Annotated in this window: 19 protein-coding genes; 5 read left to right on the forward strand and 14 right to left on the reverse strand. The window is 67.0% G+C overall.

The genetic code is table 11. The features are described 5' to 3' along the window. Window positions 1-71: 71 nt before the first annotated feature. Genes G6N38_RS04695 through G6N38_RS04705 form a run of 3 tightly spaced genes read right to left on the reverse strand, consistent with a single transcriptional unit; the run spans window position 72 to window position 2,953 of the window. A complete protein-coding gene (locus G6N38_RS04695; RefSeq protein WP_163746472.1) occupies window positions 72-1,073 on the reverse strand; it encodes an NAD(P)H-dependent flavin oxidoreductase in 1,002 nt (333 codons plus the stop codon). After that, on the reverse strand, window positions 1,070-1,822 hold the full coding sequence (locus G6N38_RS04700) for a 3-hydroxyacyl-CoA dehydrogenase (protein ID WP_163746473.1): 753 nt from the start codon (window positions 1,820-1,822) through the stop codon (window positions 1,070-1,072). Before G6N38_RS04700 ends, G6N38_RS04695 begins: the two co-directional genes overlap by 4 nt. A gap of 45 nt (window positions 1,823-1,867) precedes the next feature. Continuing rightward, the gene (locus tag G6N38_RS04705; protein WP_163746474.1) at window positions 1,868-2,953 is read right to left on the reverse strand and encodes a CaiB/BaiF CoA transferase family protein; all 1,086 of its coding nucleotides are present in this window, start codon (window positions 2,951-2,953) and stop codon (window positions 1,868-1,870) included. 97 nt (window positions 2,954-3,050) lie between these two features. On the opposite strand from G6N38_RS04705, the gene G6N38_RS04710 reads away from it, so the two are divergent. The 3 genes from G6N38_RS04710 to tet(V) all read left to right on the forward strand — a co-directional run bounded on the left by G6N38_RS04710 (window position 3,051) and on the right by tet(V) (window position 5,701). Next, complete coding sequence (locus G6N38_RS04710) at window positions 3,051-3,857, forward strand: enoyl-CoA hydratase (protein ID WP_163746475.1); 807 nt, start codon at window positions 3,051-3,053, stop codon at window positions 3,855-3,857. Between the two features lie 154 nt (window positions 3,858-4,011). After that, window positions 4,012-4,365 carry a type II toxin-antitoxin system HicB family antitoxin gene (locus G6N38_RS04715; protein WP_163746476.1) on the forward strand — a complete coding sequence of 118 codons (354 nt, stop codon included), beginning with the start codon at window positions 4,012-4,014 and terminating at the stop codon, window positions 4,363-4,365. Between the two features lie 49 nt (window positions 4,366-4,414). After that, window positions 4,415-5,701: a tetracycline efflux MFS transporter Tet(V) gene (gene tet(V) / locus G6N38_RS04720; RefSeq protein ID WP_163746477.1), complete on the forward strand. Its 1,287-nt coding sequence runs from the start codon at window positions 4,415-4,417 to the stop codon at window positions 5,699-5,701. A gap of 22 nt (window positions 5,702-5,723) precedes the next feature. On the opposite strand, the gene G6N38_RS04725 is transcribed toward tet(V), so the two are convergent. Genes G6N38_RS04725 through G6N38_RS04735 form a run of 3 tightly spaced genes read right to left on the reverse strand, consistent with a single transcriptional unit; the run spans window position 5,724 to window position 8,118 of the window. Continuing rightward, on the reverse strand, window positions 5,724-6,422 hold the full coding sequence (locus G6N38_RS04725; protein WP_246227699.1) for a CPBP family intramembrane glutamic endopeptidase: 699 nt from the start codon (window positions 6,420-6,422) through the stop codon (window positions 5,724-5,726). Then, window positions 6,419-7,552 carry an NAD(P)H-binding protein gene (locus tag G6N38_RS04730; RefSeq protein ID WP_163751805.1) on the reverse strand — a complete coding sequence of 378 codons (1,134 nt, stop codon included), beginning with the start codon at window positions 7,550-7,552 and terminating at the stop codon, window positions 6,419-6,421. The genes G6N38_RS04725 and G6N38_RS04730 overlap by 4 nt, the downstream gene beginning before the upstream one ends. 44 nt (window positions 7,553-7,596) lie before the next feature. After that, window positions 7,597-8,118, reverse strand: coding sequence for a gamma carbonic anhydrase family protein (locus tag G6N38_RS04735; protein ID WP_163746478.1), 522 nt, complete (start codon window positions 8,116-8,118; stop codon window positions 7,597-7,599). A 218-nt stretch (window positions 8,119-8,336) separates the two neighbouring features. Between G6N38_RS04735 and G6N38_RS04740 the strand changes: the two genes are divergently transcribed. Beyond that, window positions 8,337-9,080, forward strand: coding sequence for a fasciclin domain-containing protein (locus G6N38_RS04740; RefSeq protein ID WP_163746479.1), 744 nt, complete (start codon window positions 8,337-8,339; stop codon window positions 9,078-9,080). 4 nt (window positions 9,081-9,084) lie between these two features. Here G6N38_RS04740 and G6N38_RS04745 read toward each other — a convergent pair whose 3' ends face one another. The 5 genes from G6N38_RS04745 to G6N38_RS04765 form a co-directional block, all read right to left on the reverse strand. Beyond that, window positions 9,085-9,882 (reverse strand): crotonase/enoyl-CoA hydratase family protein, encoded by a 798-nt coding sequence (locus G6N38_RS04745; protein ID WP_163746480.1) that lies wholly within the window; start codon window positions 9,880-9,882, stop codon window positions 9,085-9,087. 2 nt (window positions 9,883-9,884) lie between these two features. Continuing rightward, window positions 9,885-11,030 carry a thiolase family protein gene (locus tag G6N38_RS04750; protein WP_163746481.1) on the reverse strand — a complete coding sequence of 382 codons (1,146 nt, stop codon included), beginning with the start codon at window positions 11,028-11,030 and terminating at the stop codon, window positions 9,885-9,887. Between the two features lie 76 nt (window positions 11,031-11,106). Further along, window positions 11,107-12,882, reverse strand: a complete 1,776-nt coding sequence (locus G6N38_RS04755; protein WP_163746482.1) for a DUF3556 domain-containing protein — start codon at window positions 12,880-12,882, stop codon at window positions 11,107-11,109. Window positions 12,883-12,949: 67 nt separating this feature from the next. After that, on the reverse strand, window positions 12,950-13,465 hold the full coding sequence (locus G6N38_RS04760; RefSeq protein WP_163746483.1) for a DoxX family protein: 516 nt from the start codon (window positions 13,463-13,465) through the stop codon (window positions 12,950-12,952). Window positions 13,466-13,507: 42 nt separating this feature from the next. Then, entirely contained in the window at window positions 13,508-14,761 is a 1,254-nt protein-coding gene (locus G6N38_RS04765) for a DUF1298 domain-containing protein (protein WP_163751807.1), read from the reverse strand. Between the two features lie 46 nt (window positions 14,762-14,807). Here G6N38_RS04765 and G6N38_RS04770 point away from each other — a divergent pair, with 46 nt between their 5' ends. After that, window positions 14,808-15,611 (forward strand): SDR family NAD(P)-dependent oxidoreductase, encoded by an 804-nt coding sequence (locus G6N38_RS04770; RefSeq protein WP_163746484.1) that lies wholly within the window; start codon window positions 14,808-14,810, stop codon window positions 15,609-15,611. Here G6N38_RS04770 and G6N38_RS04775 read toward each other — a convergent pair. Genes G6N38_RS04775 through G6N38_RS04785 form a run of 3 tightly spaced genes read right to left on the reverse strand, consistent with a single transcriptional unit; the run spans window position 15,598 to window position 17,759 of the window. Further along, the gene (locus tag G6N38_RS04775; RefSeq protein WP_163746485.1) at window positions 15,598-16,512 is read right to left on the reverse strand and encodes an alpha/beta fold hydrolase; all 915 of its coding nucleotides are present in this window, start codon (window positions 16,510-16,512) and stop codon (window positions 15,598-15,600) included. The two genes, G6N38_RS04770 and G6N38_RS04775, sit on opposite strands and share 14 nt — an antisense overlap. Before the next feature lie 15 nt (window positions 16,513-16,527). Beyond that, window positions 16,528-17,151: a hypothetical protein gene (locus tag G6N38_RS04780; RefSeq protein WP_163746486.1), complete on the reverse strand. Its 624-nt coding sequence runs from the start codon at window positions 17,149-17,151 to the stop codon at window positions 16,528-16,530. Continuing rightward, entirely contained in the window at window positions 17,148-17,759 is a 612-nt protein-coding gene (locus tag G6N38_RS04785) for an Rv1363c family protein (protein ID WP_163746487.1), read from the reverse strand. Before G6N38_RS04785 ends, G6N38_RS04780 begins: the two co-directional genes overlap by 4 nt. Between the last annotated feature and the right edge of the window lie 52 nt (window positions 17,760-17,811).

Raw genomic sequence — 17,811 nt, forward strand, 5'->3', positions numbered from 1 at the left:
CGCCATCACCGCTGACATGCGGTGTGGCGCCGTCGGAGAGCTTCCAATACGCGTGCAGTGCCCGCCTGTGATCAGGCGGGCACTTTTGCGTCTTGGCTGGGTTTGACCATGCCCGCCAGCCGGCGGGAGATGATGTCCTCGGCTTCACTGACGATCCGGCTGATCAGCTCGTCGCAGGTCGGGATGTCGTTGATCAGGCCCATCGCGGTACCCACGGTCCAGATGCCGGCGTCGATATCACCGTCGTCGAAGACCTTGCGGCCACGCACGCCGGCCACCAGATCCTTGACGTCCTCGAACTGACCGCCACCCTTCAGGATCTCCACGACTTCGCGCGAGACCACGTTGGAGGCCACCCGGGCGGTGTTGTGCAGGCTGCGGAAGATCAGCTCGGTGCCGCGCTCATCGCCGGCCACGATCGCTTCCTTGACGTTCTGGTGGATACCTGACTCAGCAGTGCACATGAACCGCGACCCCATGTTGATGCCGTCGGCGCCCAGAGCCAGCGCGGCCACCAGGCCACGCGAGTCGGCGAAGCCACCGGAGGCGATCATCGGGATCTCGATCTTGTCGGCCGCGGCCGGGATCAGCACCAGTCCCGGGATGTCGTCCTCACCCGGATGTCCCGCGCATTCGAAACCGTCAATGCTGATGCCGTCCACGCCCAGGCTCTGCGCCTTGACCGCATGGCGCACCGAGGTGCACTTGTGCAGCACCTTGATCCCGTTGTCGTGGAACATCGGCAGATGCGGGGCCGGGTTGGAGCCCGCGGTCTCCACGATCTTGACACCGGAGTCCACGATCACCTGGCGGTACTCGTCATAGGGCGGCGGGGTGATCGAGGGCAGGATCGTCAGGTTCACCCCGAACGGCTTGTCGGTCAGATCGCGCGTGCGAGCGATCTCGTTGGCCAGGTCCGCCGGCGTCGGCTGAGTGAGCGCCGTAATAAAACCTAGAGCACCCGCATTGGCCACGGCCGCAACAAGTTCCGCGCGACCCACCCACTGCATACCGCCCTGGGCGATCGGGTGCTCGACCCCGAAGACCTCGGTGAACTTCGTCGTGAGGCTCATCGGGGGGCCATCCGGATCGCGCCGTCAAGGCGGATCACTTCGCCGTTGAGCATCGGATTCTCGACGATGTGGGTGGCCAGGGCGCCGTACTCGTCGGGGTCGCCGAGACGGGCCGGATGCGGCACCTGCTGACCGAGGGAGCGCTGCGCCTCTTCGGGCAACGAGCCCAGCAGCGGCGTCTTGAACAAGCCCGGCGCGATGGTGACGACGCGGATGAGCTCCCGGGCCAGGTCGCGGGCGATCGGCAGGGTCATGCCGACCACGCCACCCTTGGACGCCGAGTAGGCGGCTTGGCCGATCTGGCCATCGAACGCGGCCACCGAGGCGGTGTTGATGATGACACCCCGCTCTTCGCCGAGCGGTTCGGTCTTGGCGATCCGCTCGGCGGCCAGCCGCAGCACGTTGAAGGTGCCGATCAGGTTGACCTGGACGACGGCGTTGAACCAGTCCAGCGGGAACGGCCCATCCTTGCCAAGGGTCTTGACGGCGTTGCCGATACCGGCGCAGTTGACGTTGATGCGCAGCGGCCCAAGCTCTTCGGCGAGGTCGAGGGCGGCCGAGACCGACTCCGGGTCGGTGACGTTGGCCTGGGCGAAGCGAGCACGCGGGCCGAGTTCGGCTACCGCCTCTTCACCCTTGAGGTCGATCACCACCACCGATGCACCCCTGTCGAGCAGGCGCTTGGCGGTGGCCAGGCCTAGACCCGAGGCACCACCGGTGACGACGGCTACGGCGTCCTTGATCTCCACGAATGGGTTTCCTTTCGATAGCTCGACCTACTGGTTGGTTGGGGACTATACCCAGTCCCTCAGCACTGCGTCGTTGTCGACCCCCGGGATACCAGGGGCACGGGGGGTCTCGGGCGTGGTGCGCGAAAAGCGCGGTGCCGGAGCGGGGAACAGCGAGCCGTTTTCGCTGTAGAAGGTGTCGCGCTCGGTGTTGTGCACCTCGGTCTCGACCTCCCCGAAGGACAGCACCGGAGTGACGCAGGCGTCGCTACCGGTGAAGACCTTGGCCCAGTGATCACGGTCGTGGGCGGCAAACGCCTCGGTGAGCACCGCACGCAGTTCCGGCCAGCGCGCGGTGTCATTCTGATCGGGCAGGTCAGCGGCGTTCAAGCCCAGCTTCTCCAGCAGCTCGGCGTAGAACTGCGGTTCGATCGAACCGACGGCGACATAGCGCCCGTCGGAGCATTCGTAAGTGTCGTAGTAGGGCGCGCCGGTGTCGAGCATGTTGGTGCCGCGGGTGTCGCTCCACATGCCCATGTGGCGGAAGGCCCACATCATCGTCGCCAGCACGCTCGATCCGTCGACCATTGCGGCGTCGACGATCTGGCCCTTGCCGGAGCGCTCCCGCTCCCAGAGCGCGGCCAGTATGCCGACCAGCAGAAACATCGAGCCGCCGCCGAAATCACCGGCCAGGTTCAGCGGCGGGACGGGGCGCTCGTTGACCCGGCCGACGGCGTGCAACACGCCATTGAGCGAGATGTAGTTGATGTCGTGGCCGGCCTGCTGGCTGCGCGGGCCGGTCTGACCCCAGCCGGTCATCCGGCCGTAGATCAACCGTTCGTTGACCTTTGCGCAGTCCTCCGGGCCCAGCCCAAGGCGCTCGGTGACGCCGGGCCGGAAGCCCTCGATGAGCACGTCGGCTTTGGCGATGAGCCCGAGCACCATGTCGCGGTCTTGCGGGTCTTTGAGGTTGGCGCCCACCGAGCGGCGGTTGCGCAGCAGGTAGTCATTGCTGGGGACGCCGGCGCCCTTGCCGAGCCGATCGATGCGGACGACGTCGGCGCCGAGGTCACCGAGGATCATCGCGGCGTGCGGACCCGGGCCGATGCCGGCCAATTCGACGACTCGCAAACCGTGCAGTGGTCCGGCCATAGCTGTCTACCCTCCAGTTGATTGATCGCGCCTTAACTATTTACACCCGAGCTGACCCGGCGCGGCCTGCGCCCCCATAGGCGCTTAAGGTGCAGCCATGACGACCATCGACGCTTACGCCGGCATCCCGGAATTGACTGTGTCGCTCGACGGCGGACTACTGACGGCGACGCTGAATCGGCCGGACAGCCTGAACTCACTGAATGCGGCGATGCTGCGGACGCTGGCCGACGTCTTGACCCACGCGGCCGACGACCCGGCCGTGCGGGTGGTGCGACTCAGCGGGGCGGGCCGCGGGTTCAGCTCGGGCGCGGGCATCAGTGCCGAGGATCAGTCCAGCCACCGGCCGGATACGCCGGACGAGGTACTGGCCGAGGCCAACCGCGCGGTGCGGTCGGTCGTGAACCTGCCCAAGCCGGTGGTGGCGGTGGTACACGGTCCGGTGGCCGGCGTCGGGGTGTCGCTGGCACTGGCCGCTGACATCGTATTGGCCTCGGAGAAGGCCTTTTTCCTCCTTGCGTTCACCAAGATCGGCCTGATGCCCGACGGCGGGGCGTCGGCGTTGGTGGCTGCGTCCATCGGCCGGGCCCGCGCGATGAAGATGGCGCTTCTGGCCGAACGTATTTCGGCCGTCGAGGCGTTCGATAGCGGGCTGATCAGTGCGGTGTATCCCGCCGACGAGCTGGAGGCCGAGGTGACCGCAGTGATCGGCAAGTTGGCGTCCGGCCCGGCCGTCGCGCTGCGCAAGACCAAGCAGGCGATCAACGCCGCGACACTGACCGAACTCGACGCCGCGATCGGCCGGGAGAGCGAAGGCCAGCTGATCCTGTTGGGAACGGACGATTTTCGCGAGGGCACCAAGGCGTTCCAGGAGCACCGCTCCCCAACCTTCACTGACTCCTAGCCGGCGCACGGGCCTGGGCGGCCCCCCACTATGCACTTTTCCAAAACGTGATATCACCGGCGATATCGCGTTCCGGAAAAACCACCCACCCTAAACAGAGCCAGGCCCGCCAAACTCACCCAAATACGTCAGACCGCCTCGCCATCATGAGGCGATGATCTACTACACCTACCGCGCGGAGTGGTCCGACGAATACTGCCAATACGTCGGCCTGTGTCTGGAATTCAAGGGGCGCTACGCACTCGCGTTGACCCCGCACGAGGCGATCGAGCGGGTCGAGCTCTTGGTCGCCAAGGAGCTCGAGGAACTGGCCGACCTCGGCATGGATCCCCCACCCTCGCTGACCGACCACCGCTACAGCGGGAATTTCGCGGTGCGCACCTCGCGCGTCCTGCATGAGCGGCTCATCGTCGAGGCCGCTGAGCAAGGCGTCTCGTTGAACCAGTGGGTCAGCTACAAACTGGCTGGCCGTCCGGTGCCCAACCCGCTCGACGAGCTCTTTCTCTGAGCCGAAAATCGTTGGACGTGGTCCCCTTCGGTCAGCGACCATCGATGTCATGAGTACGCCCTGCGAGATCGACGAGCCGGTTAAGACCACCGGCCGTTGGCGCGTGCTCGCGCCCTTCAGATACCGCGAATTCCGTCTGCTCATCACCGCGATGTCGCTGTTCCTCTTCGCCGAGGGCATGTGGACCGTCGTGATGGCTCTTCAGGTCATCGCCCTGGCCGATGACCCCGCCGCGCTCTCGCTGGTCGCCGCTTGCCTCGGCGGCGGCATGCTGGCCTTCATCCTGGTCGGTGGCATCGTGGCCGACCGGGTTTCACAGCGCGCCGTCATCATCGCCGTCGAGGCCACCAACGTCGCGGCGACCGGCGCCGTGGCTGCCCTCAGCTTGCTCGGCGACCTCCGGCTGTGGCATATGGCTGTTGCTGCAACGGTTCTCGGCATCGGCGCGGCATTCTTCTTCCCGGCCTACAACGCTTACTTGCCGCGGATCCTGCCCGCCGAGCACCTGCTGGCCGCCAACGGCGTCGAAGGCACGGTCCGCCCGACCTTGCAGCAGGCCATCGGCCCCGCTGCGGCCGGTGTCCTGATCGGACTCACCTTCCCCGCGCTGGGCTCGGTGACGGTGAGCGTGCTGATGGCGGTGGGGCTGATCCTGTTGGTGGCAATGCGCCCCGGTCACGGCGAGCACATCGTGATGACAGTGGAGCGCGAGAAGCCCCATGTGCTGACCGATCTGCGGGAGGGTCTGCGCTTCGTGGTGCATACCCCGTGGCTGCGCTGGACGCTGCTGTTCGCCAGCACCTGGATATTTCTGGCTCTGGGCCCGATCGAAGTGCTGCTGCCGTTCATCGCCCGCGACCGGTTCGCTCACGGTGACCAGGTGTACGGGCTCATGCTCGCCGCGTTCGGGGTGGGCAGTGCGGTGGGCGCAGTCGTCGTGTCCTCACGGCCGCTGCCTCGCCGATATCTCACGGTGATGATGACGATGTGGGGTGTGGGCTCGCTGCCGTTCGTGATTGTCGGCACGACGTCCTCGCTGCCGATAATGCTGGTGGCGCTGTTCATCATCGGTCTCGCCGAAGGGGCCGGCGTCATCTGGGGCACGCTGCTGCAGCGGCGGGTGCCGCCGCAGATGCTGGGCCGGGTGTCGAGTCTGGACTTCTTTGTCTCGCTGGCGTTCATGCCGTTGTCGATGGCGGTCGCCGGCCCACTGTCCAAAGTGGTTTCGGTGGAACTCATCTTCGCCGTGGCCGGCATCGCGCCGGTGCTGCTCGCCGCTGTCGCGCTGGTCGCGGCGCGCATGCCCCGCGACGAAATCGACCATCCACTGGGCTAATTGGCGCCGAGAATCGGCGGTGCTAATTCACGCCGAACATCGGCGGTAGTGCCAGTACCATGATCAGCCCCCACACCACATGGGTCAGGACCGGTGCCAGCACTCCGCCGGTGGCCCGGCGTTCGACGGCACACACCGTGCCCAGGATGACGGCCGCAAAACCGAGCATCTGATTGCCACTGGCGCAGGTCGCCACGGTGTAGAGCAGCGTGGAGATCACCACCGGATGGAACGTGCCCAGCGCGGTGTACAGCGCGCCTCGGAAGAACAACTCCTCGGCGAAACCGTTCACCAGCGTGATCGCCACGACCAGCGCCAGGCTGCCGTGATTGGCGTACTCGAGCACACGCGTAATGCGTTCGGCCACCGGCCCGATCTCGCGGGCCACCAGCCCACCGACCACAAAGGCGCCCCCGAGCAACATTCCGATCGTGATCCCGGTGAGCACCGGACGCTGGTTGCGCCCGCGCCAGCGGATGCTGCCCAGGTGCAGCGGGCCCGATAGCCGCGCACCCAAGGCCCACACCGCCGCGAGTGCCAGCGTCAACCAGTAGAACGCCGCGTCGCCCGGCGTGCGGGTCAGCGAAACGCCCAACAGCACCGCACCAACGACCAGCACCACGCACACCACGATGCGCCTGCGCCGAATCATGGACGGCCATTCCTGCTGCGGCACAGCGGCATTGGTGACCGCAGCGCGGATCTCGGCCAGAGTTGTCAATGCGCACGCACCTTCGCCAGCAGTAGATCGAGTCCGGTTCGCAGCACACCGGCCAGCGGACCGGGCACCGAATCGAACAGCTCCAGCGCAGGTCGGGCCATCGCGGGCGTCACCGTCGCAGCCACCCGGCGCAGCCGCAACGCGTCTCCCCCGGCCCAGATCGGATCGCTGTCGGCCAGGTGATGCGGGTCGGCCAGCTCATCGACCGGGCATGGCGGTCGACGGGATACCGCCGCGGCGACGGCGTCCTCGATGGCGGTGAGGCCACCCGGCGGATCGGGCACATGGTCACGCAAGACAGTGTCGGAGGCCGTCATCGAATGGTCCAGCGATTCGATGAGATCGGCCGCCAGCCCGGTCGGCACCGGCACCGCGACGCCGGCCATCCGGCCGACAACACTGCGGGGCACAATGTCGCGCATCGGCAACCCCGCGCGAAGCGAGCCCACCGCGTCGACGTAGGTCGACAACAGCTCGCGATAGGTGGTCCGGCCCGGTCCCGCGATGTCGTACGCACCAGCCGGTACGACGGTCGGATCTGCGGCGGCCAACAGGTAGTACAGCACATCGCGGATCGAGATCGGGTCGATGTCATGATCGGCCCACGGCGGCAACGGGATCAGCCAGAATCGGTCGCCGACGTAGCGCACCATTTCGAAGGACGTCGACCCAGCCCCGATGATGACCGCCGCGCCGAGCCAGACCAGTTCGGCTCCGCCTTCGACACTCAGTGCGCCTGCGACCTCGGCCCGGCCGGCCAGGTGTTCGGAGAGCGCGGCGCCGTCGGGCACGAACCCACCGAGGTACACGATCCGCTTCACCCCAGCAGCCCTGGCCCCAGCCGCGACAGTGGCAGCCCCGGAGTTGTCCCGCTCGCGGAAGCCGGGCTGGCCGATCCCGTGCACCAGGTAGTAGACGACATCGATCTGGCCGGCAACGGCAAACGCTGATTCCACCGAACTCGGGTCGTCGGCATCAAGGACGACCGCTGTCACCCGCTCACACCAGCCGAGCCGGCCGAGCTTTTCCGGGTCGCGGGTGGCGGCGACGACGTCGTGGCCGGCGTCGAGCAACGCGGCCACCAGCCGGGAGCCGACGTATCCAGTGGCACCAGTGACCAGAAAGCGCAGCGACTTCACGCTAGGACTATCGGCAATCTGGCGCCTGCGCAAACCTACTGTGGGTTGCGGTGCAGGTCGATGAGGTGTTCGTACACCGCGGCGTTGAGGTTGTTGCCGTCCAGCTCGGCGTCGGACAACGCGCGCCGGACCTTGGCCGGCACCCCGGCCACCAGCGATCGCGGCGGCACGACCATGCCCTGCGGCACCACTGCGCCAGCGGCGACGATCGACCCCGCCCCGATCACCGCCCCGTTGAGCACGATCGCGCCCATCCCGACCAGGGACCCGTCCTCGACCGTGCACCCGTGCAACACGGCGTTGTGCCCGACCGTCACACCGGCGCCGATCCGCACCGGAAAACCCGGGTCGACGTGCACAGTGGAGCCGTCCTGAACATTGCTGCCCTCGCCGACGTCGATCCACTCGGCCTCGGCGCGCAGCGTCGCCGAGTACCAGACACTGACTCGCGCGGCGAGTCGCACCTGGCCGATCACCGCCGCGTTGGGCGCGACCCAGGACTCGTCGTGCAATTCGGGAGAGTGTCCGCGCACGGACATGATCAGTGGTTCGGCCATGGCCGACATCGTAGGCGGTATACCTCGCGTTCCATCTGGCCGCCGGGCCCTGCGCGATGGCGGCGCTGCTGTGCTGGCGGGTTCGCCGGCGGGCGCTCTGAACTGGGCATTCGCCGCCCGTTTTGAGACTGGCACTTTGCTGCCAGTACGCTTCACGGGGCGCAGCGGTAACGGGGACCCGCGATTCGCCGACTCCATAAAAGAACCAAAGGAGCCACGTGAGCACTCGTACCAAGTCCCTCGGCGTCGCTGCGGCGCTGGCGGCCATCGCCGTCGCCATCCCGACCGCCGTCCAGGCCTACGCCGATCCGACGCCCACCACGACCACCCCGGCAGCGCCGACCACGTCGGAAATCCCCGCGCCGAGCATGAGCCAGCTGCCCGATCCGCAGGGCTCGGGCTGCGACGCCTACAAGAACAGGATCCCCTCCGGGCCCGGATCGTTCGCCAGCATGGGCACCCAGTCGGCGACCGCGGCCATCGCCGCCAACCCGGACCTGAGCACCTTCAGCGCGGCGATCTCCGGCGGGCTGAACCCGGCCGTCAACATCACCAGCGTCATCGACGGCGGCCCATACGTGATCTTCGCGCCCACCAACGATGCGTTCGCCAAGCTGGACGAGGCGACGCTGGCCGAGTTCAAGAGTGATCCGGCGCTGCTGACGTCGACGCTTTTCTATCACTTGGTGCTCGGCTACCTCGGCCCCGACGACCTGCACGGCAAGATGCCGACGCAGCAGGGCAGCCAGGTGAACGTGACCGGCAAGGGCGGCGATATCAAGATCAACGACAGCGTGAAGGTGTTGTGCGGCTACACCACTCGCGCCGCCTACATCTACATGATCGACACCGTGCTCAGCCCCGGCGATGCGCCGACCCCGAACACGGCGACGAGCACGACAAGCCCGACGACCACCCCGACGACGTCGAGCACCCCGACGACGACAACCAAGCCGGCCTAACTCGCTAGCGCGCCTTCCAGACCGGCTGGCGCTTCTCGGCGAAGGCGAGCGGGCCTTCCTTGGCGTCCTCGGATTTCATCAGCGCGCCGATCTCCCGCATGGTGCGTGTCCAGCCGGCCTCGTCGGCGGTGATGACGCGATCGTCGACACCGACCGCGACGCGCTTGCTGGCCTGCACGGCCAGCGGTGCGTTGGCGGTAATACGTTGCGCCAGAGCCATTGCCGCGTCGACGACGGTGCCATCGGGCACCACCTCGTTGATCAAGCCCCACCCGAGCGCTTCGGCCGCGGTGATCGGTTCGCCGGTGAACAGCAAGTGCATGGCCACCTTGCGCGGCAGCTGATCGACGATGCGGAACACCCCGCCGGCCGCCGCGACCAGGCCGCGCTTGACTTCGGGCAAGCCGAACTTAGCGCTCTCTTCGGCAACCACCAGATCGCTGGCCAGGGCGAGTTCGGTGCCGCCACCCAGGGCGGTGCCGTTGACCGCGGCGATGGTCGGCTTGTCGATGAAATGACGAACGTAGCCGGCGAAGCCCCACTCGGGGTGCTGCGAGTGAAAGAGGTTCTCCCGCCGCGAGATTGCCTTCAGGTCAGCCCCGGCACAGAACGACTTGTCACCAGCGCCGGTGATCACCACAGCCCAGATGTCGGCGTCGTCCTGGGCCTGCTGCAGCAAGTCACCGACGGCGGTACTCACCGCGCCGTTGACGGCGTTGCGCGCATCGGGGCGGTTGATGGTGATCAGCAGGACGTTGCCCCGCCGCTCGGAAAGAGCGGCGGGGGTCTCGACGTCAGTCATCGCTACAGCAGCTCGAGGATGGTGGCGTTGGCCTGGCCGCCGCCCTCGCACATGGTCTGCAGTCCGTAGCGAATTCCGTTGTCCCGCATGTGGTACAGCAGTGTGGTCATGATCCGTGCGCCGGATCCGCCGAGCGGGTGACCCAGCGCGATCGCGCCGCCGTTGGGGTTGAGCCTCTTCTCGTCGGCGCCGATCTCCTTGAGCCAGGCCATCGGAACCGGCGCGAACGCCTCGTTGACCTCGAAAACACCGATGTCGTCGACTGAGAGGCCGGAACGCTTCAGCGCCTTCTCGGTGGCCGGGATCGGCGCACTCAACATGATCACCGGGTCGGCACCGGCCAGCACCGCGGTGTGCACGCGGGCAAGCGGCTTGAGACCAAGAGACTTAGCCTTCTCGGCCGACATGAACAGCAGCGCGGCCGAGCCGTCGGAGATCTGCGACGCGTTGCCCGCGTGGATCACCCCGTCCTCTTTGAAGGCAGGCTTGATGGCGGCCATCTTTTCGATGGTCCCGCCGCGGCGGATCCCTTCATCCTTCAGAACAAGGTTGCCGTCGGCATCCTTGATGCCCACGATCTGGTCGTCAAAGGCACCGGAATCCTGTGCAGCAGCGGCCTTCTCATGGGAATCCAGCGAGAACTGATCGAGTGCGGTTCGGTCGAAGCCCCACCGCTCGGCCATCATCTCCGCGCCGACACCCTGGTTGGGGGTGCGCTCGTAACGGCTCTTAAAACCGGCCGAGTAGGGGTTGCCGCCGTTGGCCAGCGAGGAGCCCATCGGGGTGCGCGACATTGACTCGACACCACCTGCGACCACGACGTCGTAGTGGCCTGCCACCACGCCAGCGGCGGCGAAATGCACCGACTGCTGGCTGGAACCGCACTGCCGATCAACGGTCACACCAGGTACCGACTCGGGCCAACCCGCCGTCAGCACCGCGGTGCGGGCGATGTCGAGGGCCTGCTCGCCGGCCTGCATGACGCAGCCCCAGATGACGTCGTCGACGATCTCGGGATCGATACCGGCACGCCCGACCAGGCCGTTGAGCACCTGGGCCGACAGCTCGGCGGGGTGCACGCCGGACAGTCCGCCGTTGCGCTTGCCGACCGGCGCGCGCACTGCTTCGACAATTACCGCTTCGGCCATCGGCCTTCTCCTTGGGTGAGGTGACTAGTTGATCTTCGATTCTTAGCACCGCACCTCAGGCCGCCTTCGAGCGGGGTCAACCAACCGTTCGGTCAGTCGTGCCGATCCCCGGGTCGCTGTGCCCAGCCGGCCGCCCCGATGTCACGTGCACCGGCAGCGTGTCGTCCCAGGGCTGGCGGGTGACCATGTCGGAGACATTGACGTACCCGGTCTCGAACTCACCGGTCGCGGCGTCAACCAGCCGGTAGGCCTGCCGTTGCCGGTGGATCGGCTGGCCGTCGAGCAGGACGACGCGGACCTCGCCGGGTTCGAAGTGGCACCGCGCCTGCATCGCGGTGATGAGCTGTTCGTTGTGCATATGCCCGTCGCCGAAGTTCCAGCCGATCGCCATACTGCAGATGCGTTCGCCGTCGGTGATGGAGTAGTCGTCCTCGTTCTCTCCGGCCATGGCGCGGTGAGCAAGGGTGAACAGAGCCTTGCCGTGAGTGTTGAAGGCGCGGAACGCATATCCCATGAAGAGCGGGATCTGCGCGGCTTCCTTGCTGCCGTAGAACTTCTCCAGCTGAGCGGCGGGCATGTTGGCGATCGTCACCAAGTTCTGCTCGATCTTGGCCTCTGCGGAGGGCTTCACGCACCACAGCGTGGTGTCCCAGTTGCCGGCGTAGTAGCGCATGCCGGGCAGGAAGGAAACCTTGCGCGGGACAGCGTTTCCCAGAAACACCGTCACGGCGAGCGCTAGGAACAGCAGAATCGGCCACGGTGTGGTGATGTCGGTGATCCCAATCTGGGCGTGCGCGACGAACAGCGACAGCACGGAGAAGATCATGAAAACGTTCCACTCCAGGGGCACCCCCATCGGGATGGCCGACAGGATGCCGAAGTGGAAGCAGACCATCACGAAGGCCGCGATCGCGGTCGGCCAGCCACCATGAGAGAAGAACAACGCCAGCGGCACCAGCCCCTCGATGGCCGTGCTGACATGCGCCAAAATATGCGACATCCGGCCGGGCCGAAGGTCTTCGGGGAAGTTCTTGAAGAACATCCGCTTGAGGAACCGAGGCCGCACGACCGGGCTGTTGGACATCATCGTGGAGATGACGAACGGGAAGTGCCGGGTGAGCTTGGATGTCGCGGCGCCGATCCAGATCGCCATGCACACCAGCTTCAAGGCGATGATGACGTCGACGCCGGCGAACAGGAACGCGACCGCCAACGCGCCGTACACCTCACCGCGGGCGGCCAGGAAGATCACCTTGTCCCGCAGGCCTGCCAGCGCCAGCAGCGCAACGACAGTCGCGATCTGCCAGGTCGGCAGTAGTCCGACCGTGGTGCCCAGCTCCGGGATCGGCCCGGTGCCGTCGGAGAACAACGCCACCAGGATCATCACGATCAACGCCGCATAGAGCGCCACGTCGACGGGGCTGCGGCTGTCGCCCTTGGTCAGCGGCACCAGGTTGGGCCACGGTGGCAGCCGGATCGTCTTGGGACGCAACCAATACAGGATCGAGCCCATCGGCGGCCAGAAGCGGTTGTTCAGCGGGCCGAAACCACAGCCGAGGCCGACGACCTCGAAGAGCATCGTGTACAGCACGGCCTTTTCGTAGACGATCGGTTCCGACCACCACGAGCCGATATTGGTGAAGCCGTCGATGCCCTTGGTGGCCAGACCGAATAGTGCGCCGACAAAGACGTACAGCAGGATCTTGACGACGTAAAACAGGTGCAGCGCCACCGGGGTGCCAAAGCCGACCTCAGCCCAGTGCCGGGCCATCGGCTTGATCTTCTCCGCGCGCGTGCCCTGGCTCCACGTCTCGAGGTCGATGACGGGTACTTCCTGCTTCAGAAATCCCATACCGCAAAGACTAGAACGCGTTCTAGTCTGGTGGGACAGAATTCCCGCGCGACGAGACTGCTACCAATCAGGCCTTGGCGGGCGGGCGGTAGAAGATCGCCAGCTGCCCGATTCCGCCGGCCAGACCGAGCACCACCGCGATCAGCAACCCGCACCAGCCGTGCAGCCAGTGGTAGACGCTCGTGCCGTGAAAAAGCGCGTAATCCAGGCTGTACTTGCCGGCGCCAGTCGCCGCCAGCGCCACGGCCCCGGCCGCCAGCACCAGGTTGTACTCCCAGCCTTCCTTGACGATGAAGAAACCGTTGTGCCGGTGCACCGTCCAGGCCGCGACCAACATCAGCGCCACGAACCCGGCAGCCGGTACCGGTGTCAGCAACCCCACCGCCAGACCTATGCCGGCCGCCATCTCAGTACTGGCCGCCACCCGTGCGTGGAAGATGCCCGGCCGCATGCCGATGCTGTCGAACCAGCCGGCGGTGCCCTTGATCCGGCCGCCGCCGAAGAACTTGTTGTAACCGTGGGCAGCCATGGTCACCCCGAGCACCACACGCAGGATCAGCAGTCCGACACTGTAGGCAGTCATGGGAGTAAACCTAGAGCATCAGACCCCGTGCGGTGCCGATGCTCAGCCGAGGTAGCCGCGCACCCGAAGCGCCACCCCCAGCCGCTCCCAATAGTCGTCGACATCGACGTTGTCCGGGTCGGCGTGCACGCTGACCGTGATGGTGTCGCCGAGCCCGTGCACACCGTGGGTAAGGCTCATCATCGGCGACAGCCCGGAGAACCCCGCGGCGAGCAGGACAGGGAATCCGCCGAACGACAGATCCGCCGGCCCGCGGTTCACGCTGGACACCACGGTATTGCCGGTGACCGTCGCGCCACGCGCATCCGGATCGAACTGCCGCACTCCCCAGCGCAGCAACGGGGCGGGAATCGCCGCGGACGCGGCGGCCGATGCCCGCATCGCCGGGTGTTCGCCGCGGCGGCGCTGGGCGCCCAGTTCGGTGCTGATCAGCTCGGCTCGGCGGGCCCGGTCCAGATCAGGATGGAGCCCAATGCCGACATTGCGAAAGTTGTTGTGCGCACTCGGATCCTGCTGTCCGGCCATGGTGACTTCGGCACCCAGTGTCGAGGTGTCCTCACCGCCCGCGGCCAGATAGCCCGCCAGTGCGTCGGAGACCGCAACCAGCACGCCGATCGTCACGGTGGGGCGTGCCAGCTGATCGCGCCGCAGCGCCACTGTCCGCACCACCGGCCTCGCTCGGGGTCGCGCGTTGATGCTGAGCAACGGGCATCCTGGGGCGGGCGGGGGCACCACGCCCGCCTCGGTGTCGCGCACCAGCATGCGATGTGCCCGGGCGGCGGCGATTCCACGCACCGGCAGGAACCCGCGCCGGGTCACAACGGGCACTGGCACCGGCCGTTCGCGGCCCAGCAACGCGCCGGCCAGCGCAGTCCCCCGACTGCCGTCGGCGAACGCATGGCCCGTCTGCAGCACCACCACCGAGCCGACCCCGCTGGACCCCGGCACTCCCAAAACCTGCGGGAAAATGTGTGCGCGCCAAGTCATTCGGCGAAGATCGAGCGGGTCGCCGCGCAGGCCTGCCGCGGTGTCCAGACAGCCCTGCCAGTCCACTCCCCCGGCATGATGGACGACGAACTGCTCGGCGCCGACCTCACGCGGAATCCAGCGCGGGTACCGCCATCCGCCGCCGTCGACCACCCGCAAGCACAGTTCGTCGCACCCCTGCGCCCGGCGCCGCAGCTCGTCGACGGCAACGTCAAGAGCACCGGGCGAGCCGTCGAAGGCGTACACCACGATCTGGTCGTTGGGAACTGCGGCCGACAACCAGAACATCTGCGCGTCAACCGCGGTCATCACTCTGCTGCTGGCCGCCATCTGATCATTGTCCTAGGCTGGCAACGTGCTGCCGCCCCCTGGTCCCAGCCGCGCTGCGCTCATCACCGGAGCCTCATCAGGCATCGGGGCTGAGATTGCCCGGCAACTCTCCGCCCGCGGCCATCATGTCATCCTGGTGGCCCGGCGCACCGACCAGCTCACTGCGCTCTCCGAAGAGTTAGAAGGCCCCAGTTCTGTTGTTGGAGCTGATCTTTCGAAGCCCGCCGACCGAGCCGCTCTCCCCGATCGGGTGGCCGCACTCGGCCTCGAAGTCGACATCCTGGTCAACAACGCCGGACTGTCCACCACCGGTCCGGTGGCCGCGGCGGACCCCGGTGCCGAGTTGAACGTGGTCGAAGTCGACGTCGCCGCGGTGGTCGATCTGTGTACCCGGTTCGTGGCCGGCATGGTGCGCCGGCGCCGCGGCGCGGTGCTCAACGTGGCCTCGCTGGGCGCCTTCGGCCCGCTGCCTGGCCAGGCCGTATACGGTGCGGCCAAGGCCTTCGTTCTGTCCTACACCCACGCGCTGCGCGAGGAACTCAAACCCAGCGGCGTGACGGCCACCGCCCTGTGCCCGGGTCCGGTCAAGACCGGATTCGGCGAGGCCGCCGGAATCTCCGACGAGGACGCTGAAGCCGCGCTACCCAAACCACTGTGGGTGTCGGCCGAAGATGTCGCCAAGGCCGCCGTGGACGGATTGGCCGCCGGTAAGCCCGTCGTCGTACCGGGACGGCTCAACCACGCGGCCACCGTGGTCTACCAGCTGACGCCGAAGCGGCTACTTTTGCCGCTGCTGGCCCGCAGTCACCCCAGCCTCAAGCCGAAGTAGCCGACAGGAAGTCCACGATCCGCTGACCCACCGCGTCGGGCCGTTCGAGCTGCAGGAAATGTCCGGCATGTTCGACGATCGCCGCATCGCTGCCGGGCGGCAGGACGTCACGCACCCACGGCGTGAATTCCGGTGTCATACAACCATCGTCGCTGCCGTGCAGGTACAGGGTCGGCAGGCGGGGTGCCTCGAGCCAGAGGGCGTGCAGTTCGGCGTAACGGGCCGGCAGGCGGGTGTTACGGATCGTCGCCCGGTAGGTGCCCAGCGCGGCGCGCCACCGGTCCGGCGAGCCGATCGCGGCATCGACGTGGCGCAGATCCTCGGCGGCGTTGTAGCCGGGCGACCAGCGCCGCCACAGCAGCGGGACGATCCAGGACGATGAGCGCTCCGGCAGAAAGGGCAGCTGGAAGTAGCTGATGTACCAGCTACGCACGAACTGCCTCGGCACCAGCCGCAGCAGCCGGCCCCGGTTGGCCAGCGGCCTGCCGACCCGCGGCCGCAACGCCGCCGACGGCGGCACCGACATGACGACGGCTCGGGTGAACGGGGTGTCCGGCATCGCGGCCAGGCCGGTGGCGGCGATAGCACCCCAGTCATGGCCGATGACGACATCGGCGTCGGTGGGATCACAGGCGGCGCGCACCTGCAGCGCGTCGTCCATCACCGCCCCGATGTGATAGCTGCCGTCGGTGGGGATCGATGAGGGGACATAGCCACGCATGAACGGGGCGATGACCCGGTAACCTGCGGCCACCAGGTGCGGCGCCAGCTTCCGGAATCCATAGGCGGTATCGGGAAAACCGTGCAGACACAAGGCAATCGGGCCGTCATCGGGTCCCCAGCTCAGCGCGCGCAGCTGTACCGCAGGTGCCGAAACGTCAATCCAGCGCGGCTCCGTCATCGCCCCCCCTGTCGGCTAGACCGGATCGAACCCCGAGATGAGCCAACGGTCGCCGACCTTGTCCAGAGTGACCCGCACACTGGAGGCGGTGTTGGTGGGTGCGTCAGTGCCCATCACGACGGTCTGGTTCACGAACAGCAGCACCACGGCATGGTCGGGCTTGGCGAAGACCGATGCAGCGGCAGGCACCTGAGCCACCGCCGAGATCTTCTTCTCCTTGGCACCGGGGATGACGACGTTGTTGACCAGCTGGGTGTAGGCGTCCAGGAAGCTTCCCGTCAGCCGGTCGCGGGCGGCGCCAAGATCTTTGTCGACGGTCTCGGCCTTGTAACTCAGCAATGCGACGGTCGAGTCCTTGGCGGCCTGCACCGATTCGGTGCGGGCCCGGTCGGCGTCCCGCCGCGATGAGTCTTCCCATTTCAGGTAGCCGGCGCCCGCGCCGAGCAGCAGAGCAAGGATCGGCAGGAGTCCGAAAGCCACCGCACCAGCAAGGCTGAAGCGCCCCTTCGGTGCGGCTTCGGGCGCGGCAGCGGTTTCCCCGGCGGGAGCCTCCTCCCCGGAACTCTTGGTCAGATCGACCGCGGTGGTCTTGGCCTCGACCACTACGGGATCGGGAGTATCGGGCTTGTCAGTCGTCACGGCACGAACTCCACTTTCGAGACCTTCGCTTCGTCATTACCGGTCTTCTTGACCGTCAACCGCATCCGCCACGAACGCGGTGGCTGGTTGGGCGCGCCGGCGTTGGAGGTCGTGACGGTGACGGCCACCAGCACCTGACCTTGGTCGCCGGTCATCGACTCCAGCCCGGCCTCGGTCACCTGGCCGTCGGACTTGGACTGCGCCTGCTTGACGACCTCGATGAACGGCTGGGACCGCTTGGCGAAGTCGTCGTAGAACGCGTCGGTGGCCGAGTCGAGGATGCGCTGCACATCCTTGTCGGCCTCGTCGAAGTGGATGGTGGTCAGGTTGATCGCACCCTGCCTGCCGACGCTGACGAGGAGCTCGCGAAGTTGATCGGTCTTCTTGGCGTCATAGGCGCGATAGCCGAGCCAACCGGCGAGCCCGCCGAGGGCGACGACGATAACGGTCCCCACGACCAGAGCGAGCCGAACATGGGTCCACCCCGACTTGACCACCAACGCCTGCGCCGGCTCGTCCAGCAGTTCACTGTCGTCGGCCGCCAGGGTCGTCTCAACCTCTTCTGGCGTGGCGGCCTCGTCCTCGGACGCGGCGGGCTCGTCAGCCATCGTTCTCCCTCTACGGCGCTACGGGCTCCGATCACCCGTACTTGGGGCGAAA

Source organism: Mycolicibacterium helvum (genome assembly GCF_010731895.1).
Taxonomy (GTDB): Bacteria; Actinomycetota; Actinomycetes; order Mycobacteriales; family Mycobacteriaceae; genus Mycobacterium; species Mycobacterium helvum.

What these genes read in the sequence shown, in the direction of transcription:
- G6N38_RS04760 (WP_163746483.1), bottom strand. Translation starts at nt 13,465, where the DNA reads ATGACTGCCTACAGTGTCGGACTGCTGATCCTGCGTGTGGTGCTCGGG.
- G6N38_RS04705 (WP_163746474.1), bottom strand. Translation starts at nt 2,953, where the DNA reads ATGGCCGGACCACTGCACGGTTTGCGAGTCGTCGAATTGGCCGGCATC.
- G6N38_RS04755 (WP_163746482.1), bottom strand. Translation starts at nt 12,882, where the DNA reads ATGGGATTTCTGAAGCAGGAAGTACCCGTCATCGACCTCGAGACGTGG.
- G6N38_RS04750 (WP_163746481.1), bottom strand. Translation starts at nt 11,030, where the DNA reads ATGGCCGAAGCGGTAATTGTCGAAGCAGTGCGCGCGCCGGTCGGCAAG.
- G6N38_RS04695 (WP_163746472.1), bottom strand. Translation starts at nt 1,073, where the DNA reads ATGAGCCTCACGACGAAGTTCACCGAGGTCTTCGGGGTCGAGCACCCG.
- G6N38_RS04785 (WP_163746487.1), bottom strand. Translation starts at nt 17,759, where the DNA reads ATGGCTGACGAGCCCGCCGCGTCCGAGGACGAGGCCGCCACGCCAGAA.
- G6N38_RS04715 (WP_163746476.1), top strand. Translation starts at nt 4,012, where the DNA reads ATGATCTACTACACCTACCGCGCGGAGTGGTCCGACGAATACTGCCAA.
- G6N38_RS04735 (WP_163746478.1), bottom strand. Translation starts at nt 8,118, where the DNA reads ATGGCCGAACCACTGATCATGTCCGTGCGCGGACACTCTCCCGAATTG.
- G6N38_RS04745 (WP_163746480.1), bottom strand. Translation starts at nt 9,882, where the DNA reads ATGACTGACGTCGAGACCCCCGCCGCTCTTTCCGAGCGGCGGGGCAAC.
- G6N38_RS04710 (WP_163746475.1), top strand. Translation starts at nt 3,051, where the DNA reads ATGACGACCATCGACGCTTACGCCGGCATCCCGGAATTGACTGTGTCG.
- G6N38_RS04775 (WP_163746485.1), bottom strand. Translation starts at nt 16,512, where the DNA reads ATGACGGAGCCGCGCTGGATTGACGTTTCGGCACCTGCGGTACAGCTG.
- G6N38_RS04765 (WP_163751807.1), bottom strand. Translation starts at nt 14,761, where the DNA reads ATGACCGCGGTTGACGCGCAGATGTTCTGGTTGTCGGCCGCAGTTCCC.